The organism is Vibrio sp. YT-17 (assembly GCF_033337375.1).
Lineage (GTDB): Bacteria > Pseudomonadota > Gammaproteobacteria > Enterobacterales > Vibrionaceae > Vibrio > Vibrio alginolyticus.
In genome coordinates this window covers 56778-64591 of the sequence record NZ_JAWOQP010000026.1, presented here as the reverse complement: position 1 = coordinate 64591, position 7814 = coordinate 56778, and the positions used below count along the sequence as shown (strand labels likewise).

Genomic DNA, 7814 nt, shown 5'->3' with positions numbered 1-7814 from the left:
GTTCTTTTAGTTGTTGATTTCATAACACTCTCCAATTTTGGGGGTGGAAAGTGTCAACCTTATTTAGGACGGCACACGAGAATTGAAAAAAGCGACGAAATCAACGTCGCTTTTTTATCACCTAAACTATTGAATGAACGATTCAACCCGTTGAAATAGTAGAACAATCCATACAAAATTATTGATAAACATAATAATTAACTAGCAACTCTACTTACTTCTCATATCGTCACTTTACTTCGTCCGCTTTGCAAAACTGTCGACAACTCGACACATTATTTTTCTATACTGATTTACGCCCATTAATTAGCACAAATGTAAAACAGCATGAATATGGAAGTTGAAGTGTGTACACATGGTGCTTACTTACAACGCGTACCGCGCAGTTTTTTTCAAAAGCTGCTGGGCATCAAGGAAGTATACGTATGCACAAAATGTGGTTACGTCATGAAAGTTAAGTAATTAGCCCAAGAAAAAACCAACCGCAAAAAAAAGCGGCTCAATTGAGCCGCTTTTCACATCTAGATTAGCCTTATTCTTCGGTTTCCGCTTCTACTTCTTCGCTTCGACGAGTATAAAAACGCGCGAAGAACAAACCGACTTCAAACAGTAAACACATCGGAATAGCGAGTAAGGTTTGCGAGATCATGTCTGGTGGCGTTAACACCATACCTACGACAAACGCAGCCACTATAATATAAGGACGTTTCTGTCTTAAATCTTCTGGTGTAGTGGCCCCAGTCCAACACAACAAAATAATCGCAACAGGCACCTCGAATGCGATACCAAACGCCATAAATAGCGCCAGCACAAAGTCGAGATAACTCGAGATATCAGTTGCAAACTCTACTCCACCAAGAGAGATGGCGGTAAAGAAGCCAAACACCAATGGAAATACCACGAAGTAGGCAAATGCCACTCCACAGTAGAACAATAGCGAACTAGAGAACAGCAGTGGCATGATCAATCGACGTTCATGCTTGTACAAACCTGGCGCTACAAATGCCCACACTTGATACAAGATAAACGGCACCGCAATAAATACCGAAGCAATTAACGTCAGCTTAAGTGGCGTAAAAAAAGGTGACGCTACATCCGTAGCAATCATGGTCGCGCCTTCAGGTAGACGTTCTACTAAAGGTGCGGAAACAAACTCGTAAATGTGGTTAGAGAAATAAATTAGTCCGACAAACACGACCAACACTGCGAGGATTGAGCGCAGTAGTCGGTTGCGAAGCTCCAACAAATGACTAATTAAAGGTTGTGTCTGCTCGACGGTAGACATGGCAAACCTCTTATTAAAAACCAGATCAAAAAGGAGCTACCAATCACTAGTAGCTCCTCCTAATGAGACTATTCGGCTTTCTTATCTGCCGCTGTAACCTTGCTCTCTTGCGCTTTCTCTACCTTTTCTGCTGCTGGCTCTGTTTTTACAGGCTCAGCCTCTGAATCGGTGTTCTTTGCGTAAGGACGATTTACAGATTGCGCTGCCTTCTTCAACTCTTCAACTGAAGATTTCAACTCAGGGGACAAATCATCCATCCCCATTTGTTCTGCTTTGCGCAAGTTTTCTTGCAGCTCTTGGACTTTCAGCTCGTGTGACAATTCGTCTTTGACGCTATTTGCCATACTCTTAGCGGCACCGATAAAGCGAGACACGCTGCGAATAGCATGAGGCAAACGCTCCGGCCCAAGAACGACCAGACCAACAACAGATATTAATACCAGTTCCCAAAAACCGATATCAAACACGTTTTACGCCTGCTCTTTGTCTTTTTTCGTTTCAGGAGCAGCTTCTTTTTTCTGCTGCTCTTCTAGACTTTTTGGTTCGAAGTCTGCGTCTTTGTCATTTTTCGCAGGTTCATCTTCGCTCATCGCTTTTTTGAAACCCTTAACGGCACCACCCAGATCGCCACCGATACCGCGTAGTTTCTTTGTTCCGAATAGCAATACAACAATTACAGCAATGATTAGAAGTTGCCAAACACTGATACCACCCATTCTCTTTACCTCGGGTCTTTAAACAAACAAAAATATTTCAAGAGTTTAACGTCTATTGACGATAAGCTCGCCAACTAAGCAGCCAAAATGTGACACCTGCGATACCGCAGGCCAACGAAAGCTGCTCAAAAGCATCGTTCACCAATATTGCCGAGCATACGACTAAAGTCGCGCCAACGCCAAACAAAAACTTTCCTGTCGCCTGCTGGCGCTTGCTCTGGCGATACCCTTGATAAAGCTGATCCATACGTTGATTCATCGCTTTACCTTGTTTCAGGCTATCGTAAAGTAGCTCTGGCAGTTCAGGTAATTTCTCTGCCCAAAATGGTGCGCGGTCTTTAATCGCATTCACTAGAGCTTGCGGCCCAACTTGATTCATCATCCATTCCTCCAGGAATGGTTTTGCGGTCTCCCACAAATCGAGTTGAGGATATAGCTGCCTACCAAGCCCTTCCACGTACAATAGCGTTTTTTGCAACAGTACAAGCTGTGGCTGAACCTCCATATTGAATCGACGTGCCGTGTTGAACAAATTCAACAACACATGACCAAAGGAGATTTCGCACAATGGCTTAGCAAAAATAGGCTCACACACAATGCGAATCGCGAACTCAAACTCATCGACATTGGTATCCGCAGGCACCCACCCTGAATCCACATGTAACTCCGCCACTCGGCGGTAGTCACGATTGAAAAACGCCAGGAAGTTTTCCGCCAGATAACGCTTGTCTTCGCTATTAAGTGTACCAACGATTCCGCAATCTAGCCCTATCCACATTGGGTTCTCTGGATGTTCGGGTTTGACGAACACATTACCCGGATGCATATCGGCATGGAAAAAGCTGTCTCGGAACACCTGAGTGAAGAACACACTCACACCGCGTTCCGCGAGCAATTTCATATTGGTGCCATTTGCTTTCAAGCCTTCAATATCAGAGACTTGAATGCCATATATTCGCTCAGAAACCATGACAGTTTCATTACTGAAGTCGGGAAAAACTTCAGGAACATACAATTCTTCGCTGCCCTCAAAGTTGCGGCGCAACTGAATGGCATTCGCCGCCTCACGTCGCAAGTCGAGTTCATCAAGCAGGGTTTTCTCGTACTCACGCACGACTTCAACTGGTTTTAAACGACGTGCTTCAGGCATCGCTCCGGCGACTATACGCGCCATTCGGTGCATCAGTTTTAGATCTGAATCAATGACTGGGCGAATATCTGGGCGGATAACCTTTAATACCACTTCTTGGTTAGTGTCTTTTATGCGCGCAGTATGTACCTGAGCAATCGACGCAGACGCCAGTGGTTTGATATCAAACTCGGTAAACCATTTTTCTAACGGACCACCTAATGCTTGCTCCATCTGCTTTTTTGCCAACTCGCCATCAAAAGGAGCGACTTGGTCTTGAAGTAAAGCTAGGGGATCAGCGATATGCGGAGGAAATAAGTCACGGCGCGTCGACATCATCTGACCGAACTTAATCCAAACCGGCCCCAGCTCTTGCAGTGCTAAACGCAGACGTTCACCGAGTGGTTTTTCTGGGTGCTTGTTCTTAATCCAAAACAAGCTTTTGCGCAGTAAAAGCGGAGCTTTGGTCAGTTGGTGATCGGGAAGCAGCTCATCTAAGCCGTATTCCAGTTGTACTTTGGCGATGTGGTATAAGCGCTTTAGTTCTGCTGGCGTCATGGTTTCTCCAATGCAGGCTTATCTGCATCCAGCTTATTCAGCAAAGCCGTTAAACGAGCTTCAATGCGAGAAGCCTGGCTGCGAACCTCATCAACTTGGTCGCAGAAATAGGCCACTTCTAACGGAGCGGGAGCCAGTTTCCATTCTTCAGTCACTACTTGCGCAAGATGACGCTGGTGTTTTTCTGCTTGAGACGCAAGAAAGTTGCCGATGTTTTTTGAACCTTGCACAAAGGTATGTGCGGCGACATCGCCAGTCACGCGAGACAACCACTCTTCAACATCTGGTTTGCAATCCACCATCAACTGAGAGAATTTCTGCGCCAATTGAATATCGCCTTCGAGTTCAAGTTTATCTTGTTTAATAAGACGAGTGATGTTGGCCTGATCGCGCAGCTCTGGTAACACACTCAAGTTGAGCGATAGATAGCAGTTAGGCTGCCCTTCGTAATGACCGAGCACATCAATTTGCTGACTAAAAACGAATGTCAGTGTTTTATTGATCTCTTTCAGGTGAACTTGAATAACTTGACCTTTTAGACGCGCTAAACGACGGCCCAATGCAGGGTCGTCTTTGATCAGTGTATTCAGTGACGTTTCAATCACAGCGGTGATAAGTGGTTCAAATGGCATGCCGTTAACCCTTAGAATTTATAACCGCGATGCAAAGCCACAATACCACCAGTTAAGTTGTAGTATTTGGTGTTTTCAAAACCTGCTTCTTGCATCATGCCTTCCAGCGTTTCTTGGTCTGGATGCATACGGATTGACTCCGCTAGGTAGCGGTAACTCTCTGAGTCATTCGCAACTAGCTCACCGATTCTCGGCAACAAGTGGAATGAATATGCGTCGTATACTTTCGATAACGGCTCTAGCACTGGTTTTGAAAATTCCAACACCAATAGACGGCCGCCTGGCTTCAGTACGCGGAACATTGAACGAAGCGCTTTGTCTTTGTCAGTCACATTACGCAAACAAAAACTGATGGTGATGACATCAAAATAATCATCTGGGAACGGCAGTTCTTCTGCGTTGGCTTGAACGTAATGCACGTTACCCACAATACCGTTATCACGCAGTTTATCGCGACCAACGTTAAGCATTGAGTTATTGATATCGGCAAGGATGACATGGCCTTCATCGCCAACAATGCGCGAGAATTTCGCCGTCAAATCCCCCGTACCACCACCTAGGTCAAGAATACGTTGGCCAGGGCGAGCGCCACTACAATCGATAGTGAAGCGCTTCCAAAGGCGGTGAATACCACCTGACATCAGGTCATTCATGATGTCGTATTTTGTTGCCACGGAGTGGAATACTTCGGCAACCTTAGTCACTTTTTCGTCTTTTGCCACTGTAGAGAAACCAAAGTGAGTGGTTTCATTCTCTAACGCTGTATTGGATTGCAAACTTGTGTCCGTCATTCTAATTCCTCTTAGGCAGCGCTTTCCTCTACGGGGCGTTTGTTGACAAATAAAATCGCCCACTGCACTGCGGGCGATTAGTTTACTTTATCCTCAGCCGGATGTCTTTCTACTAACGGGTCATTTTCTGAAAATGCATCACTCTGCGCTAACTGCGCGAGGTCGGAAGAAATCGGTCGTTTAATTTCAACTCCCAAGTGTTTAAAGCTTTCGGCTTGGCGAATCACATTTCCGCGCCCTGTGGCAAGCTTGTTCATCGCACCTTGATAGCTTTGATTCGCCTTATCCAGCGCACCGCCGAGCCCCTCCATGTCGTCTACAAACAATCGTAATTTGTCGTAGAGTTTTGTCGCACGCTGCGCAATCATTTTGGCGTTTTCATTTTGGCGTTCATTGCGCCATAGATTATCAATGGTGCGCAGTGCCACCAGCAACGTTGTTGGGCTCACCAAAATGATGTTTTGCTCCATCGCGTCTTTGATCAAACTTGGATCGGCTTGAATCGCGACTTGGAACGCCGGCTCAACCGGGATAAACATCAGAACATAGTCCAAACTCTGAATACCTTTGAGTTTGTGGTAGTCCTTCATGCTTAACCCTTTGATATGTGCACGTAGAGCAGCTAAGTGCGCATTCAAAGCCTGATCGCGCTCAGCATCAGTTTCGGCGTTGAAGTAGCGCTCATAGGCAACCAGCGCCATTTTAGAATCCACAACCACTTGTTTGTTTTGTGGGAGATGCACAATGACATCAGGTTGGTAACGCTTGCCTGCTTCATTTTGTAAGTTCACCTGAGTCTGATATTCGTGCCCTTCACGCAAGCCAGATTCGGCAAGTACCCTAGCGAGCACCACTTCGCCCCAGTTACCTTGCTGTTTGTTGTCCCCTTTCAACGCTTGGGTCAAATTAACCGCTTCGCGCGTCATTTGCTCGTTCAAACGTTGCAGGTTTTTCAGCTCATGCACTAGGGTATGGCGCTCTTTAGCTTCTTGGCTAAAGCTGTCATTAACGTGCTTTTTGAACCCTTCTAACTGTTCTCTAAGCGGTGACAACAAGCCTTCTAAACTCTGACGGTTTTGCAAATCGACCTTCGCGGTTTTTTCTTCAAACAATTGGTTGGCCAAGTGCTCAAATTGTTGTTTCAAGCGTGCTTCCGCTTGTTCTAAAATTTGCAGTTTTTCGGCATTAGCTTGGTTAATTTGCTCATGGCGAGCTTGCTGTTCACGCAGCTGCGTTTCTAGACGTGATTTGTGTTCACGCATTTGACCAAGCTCATCAAAGTATTGCTGGCGCTCTTGCTTTACAGCCTCGAAGTAACGCAGTTTTTCCATTGCTGCCATCAGCTTTCCATGTGTTTGGCGTACTTCAAACGCGGCTTTATCGCGCTCATCATCTAATTCATCCAACTCTTGCTGGGCATCGGCAAGGCTTTGCTTGACCTGTTCAAGTTGCTGTTGATGAAGCTGTTTTTCTGAAAAAAGTTGTTGCTCGAGAAGCTGAGTTTGGGTGATAAAACGCTGTTTCACCCACCAACCGGCAGCGACACCACTAAGCGTGGCAGCACAAAGAGAAGAGAGAATGAGAGATTGGTACTCAAGAATCCATTGCATAATAGCGAGTTAGCCTGTGTTTTGTATCTATAACAATGGTATTTAGACACTGGATAAATGTCCAGTTTGTTGGATGAAAAATCCTCGCATACACTAGGCCTTCCTATAATATTCTTTCTTCCGCTCAAATTATCCAAACCGAGCGGCACATCATCACGCAGAGGCATCATGAACGAGCGTCGCGCCCTAGGATTTGGGCTCTCAGCAGTATTACTTTGGTCTACCGTTGCAACCGCATTTAAACTCACGCTGGCAGAATTTACGCCGATTCAAATGCTATGCATTGCCAGCATCGTCTCTGCGATTGCACTAACAGTAATCTGTGGTGTGCAAGGTAAACTGGGCCAGTTAAGCGCTACATTTTTCTCAAACCCTTGGTATTACCTACTGCTTGGGTTGATTAACCCTTTGGCGTATTACGTTATTCTGTTCAAAGCATATGACTTGCTGCCCGCATCTCAGGCTCAAGCGATCAACTACAGCTGGGCCATCACCTTAACGCTAATGGCCGCTGTTTTCTTAGGACAAAAGATCCGTGGTAAGGACTGGCTAGCTTGCGGTTTTAGTTATGTCGGCGTGATAGTGATTGCCACACAAGGCAATCTTTTAGGCATGGAATTTGAGAGCCCGTTGGGTGTTGGTCTTGCGCTGCTATCAACGCTGCTGTGGGCCGGTTACTGGATTTTAAATACCAAAAATAAGGCCGACCCTGTGATTGGCGTTCTGCTCGGCTTTTTGGTCGCTATTCCATTCGCCATTGGTTTAAGTCTTTATGAAGGTGCGAGCTGGCAGGCAATCTCAATTAAAGGCTGGGCAGCGGTGACGTATGTCGGATTGTTTGAAATGGGGATCACTTTCGTTTTGTGGCTAAGCGCACTCAAATCAACGCAAAACACCGCGCGTATCAGTAATCTGATCTTTGCTTCTCCATTTATCTCACTCATGTTGTTAGCTACCATCATCGGCGAAGAAATTCATCCTTCAACCTTGATTGGCCTGGTATTGATCATCAGTGGCTTAGTCATTCAGCAAGTCTCATGGGGCAAGAAAACCAAAGCGGTAAACGCTTCTTAATCACCTATCAAAAGCCCTA

General features: G+C 45.8%; 8 protein-coding genes. 1 reads left to right on the top strand and 7 read right to left on the bottom strand.

Going from position 1 to position 7814, the window contains the following annotated elements; all coding sequences use genetic code 11:
* Positions 1–532: 532 nt before the first annotated feature.
* The 7 genes from tatC to rmuC form a co-directional block, all read right to left on the bottom strand.
* Positions 533–1285 (bottom strand): twin-arginine translocase subunit TatC, encoded by a 753-nt coding sequence (gene tatC, locus R7F67_RS20440; RefSeq protein ID WP_005379234.1) that lies wholly within the window; start codon positions 1283–1285, stop codon positions 533–535.
* Positions 1286–1353: 68 nt separating this feature from the next.
* On the bottom strand, positions 1354–1752 hold the full coding sequence (tatB, locus tag R7F67_RS20435) for a Sec-independent protein translocase protein TatB (protein WP_033905892.1): 399 nt from the start codon (positions 1750–1752) through the stop codon (positions 1354–1356).
* Between the two features lie 3 nt (positions 1753–1755).
* A complete protein-coding gene (gene tatA / locus R7F67_RS20430) occupies positions 1756–2001 on the bottom strand; it encodes a Sec-independent protein translocase subunit TatA (protein WP_005382958.1) in 246 nt (81 codons plus the stop codon).
* Positions 2002–2053: 52 nt separating this feature from the next.
* A complete protein-coding gene (gene ubiB, locus R7F67_RS20425; protein WP_005379226.1) occupies positions 2054–3688 on the bottom strand; it encodes a ubiquinone biosynthesis regulatory protein kinase UbiB in 1635 nt (544 codons plus the stop codon).
* Positions 3685–4320 carry an SCP2 domain-containing protein gene (locus R7F67_RS20420; protein ID WP_005379213.1) on the bottom strand — a complete coding sequence of 212 codons (636 nt, stop codon included), beginning with the start codon at positions 4318–4320 and terminating at the stop codon, positions 3685–3687. Before R7F67_RS20420 ends, ubiB begins: the two co-directional genes overlap by 4 nt.
* 11 nt (positions 4321–4331) lie before the next feature.
* A complete protein-coding gene (gene ubiE / locus R7F67_RS20415; protein ID WP_017635022.1) occupies positions 4332–5111 on the bottom strand; it encodes a bifunctional demethylmenaquinone methyltransferase/2-methoxy-6-polyprenyl-1,4-benzoquinol methylase UbiE in 780 nt (259 codons plus the stop codon).
* Between the two features lie 77 nt (positions 5112–5188).
* Positions 5189–6721, bottom strand: coding sequence for a DNA recombination protein RmuC (rmuC, locus tag R7F67_RS20410; protein ID WP_033905890.1), 1533 nt, complete (start codon positions 6719–6721; stop codon positions 5189–5191).
* A gap of 168 nt (positions 6722–6889) precedes the next feature.
* Between rmuC and R7F67_RS20405 the strand changes: the two genes are divergently transcribed.
* Positions 6890–7795 carry a DMT family transporter gene (locus tag R7F67_RS20405; protein WP_258461188.1) on the top strand — a complete coding sequence of 302 codons (906 nt, stop codon included), beginning with the start codon at positions 6890–6892 and terminating at the stop codon, positions 7793–7795.
* Positions 7796–7814 lie beyond the last annotated feature (19 nt).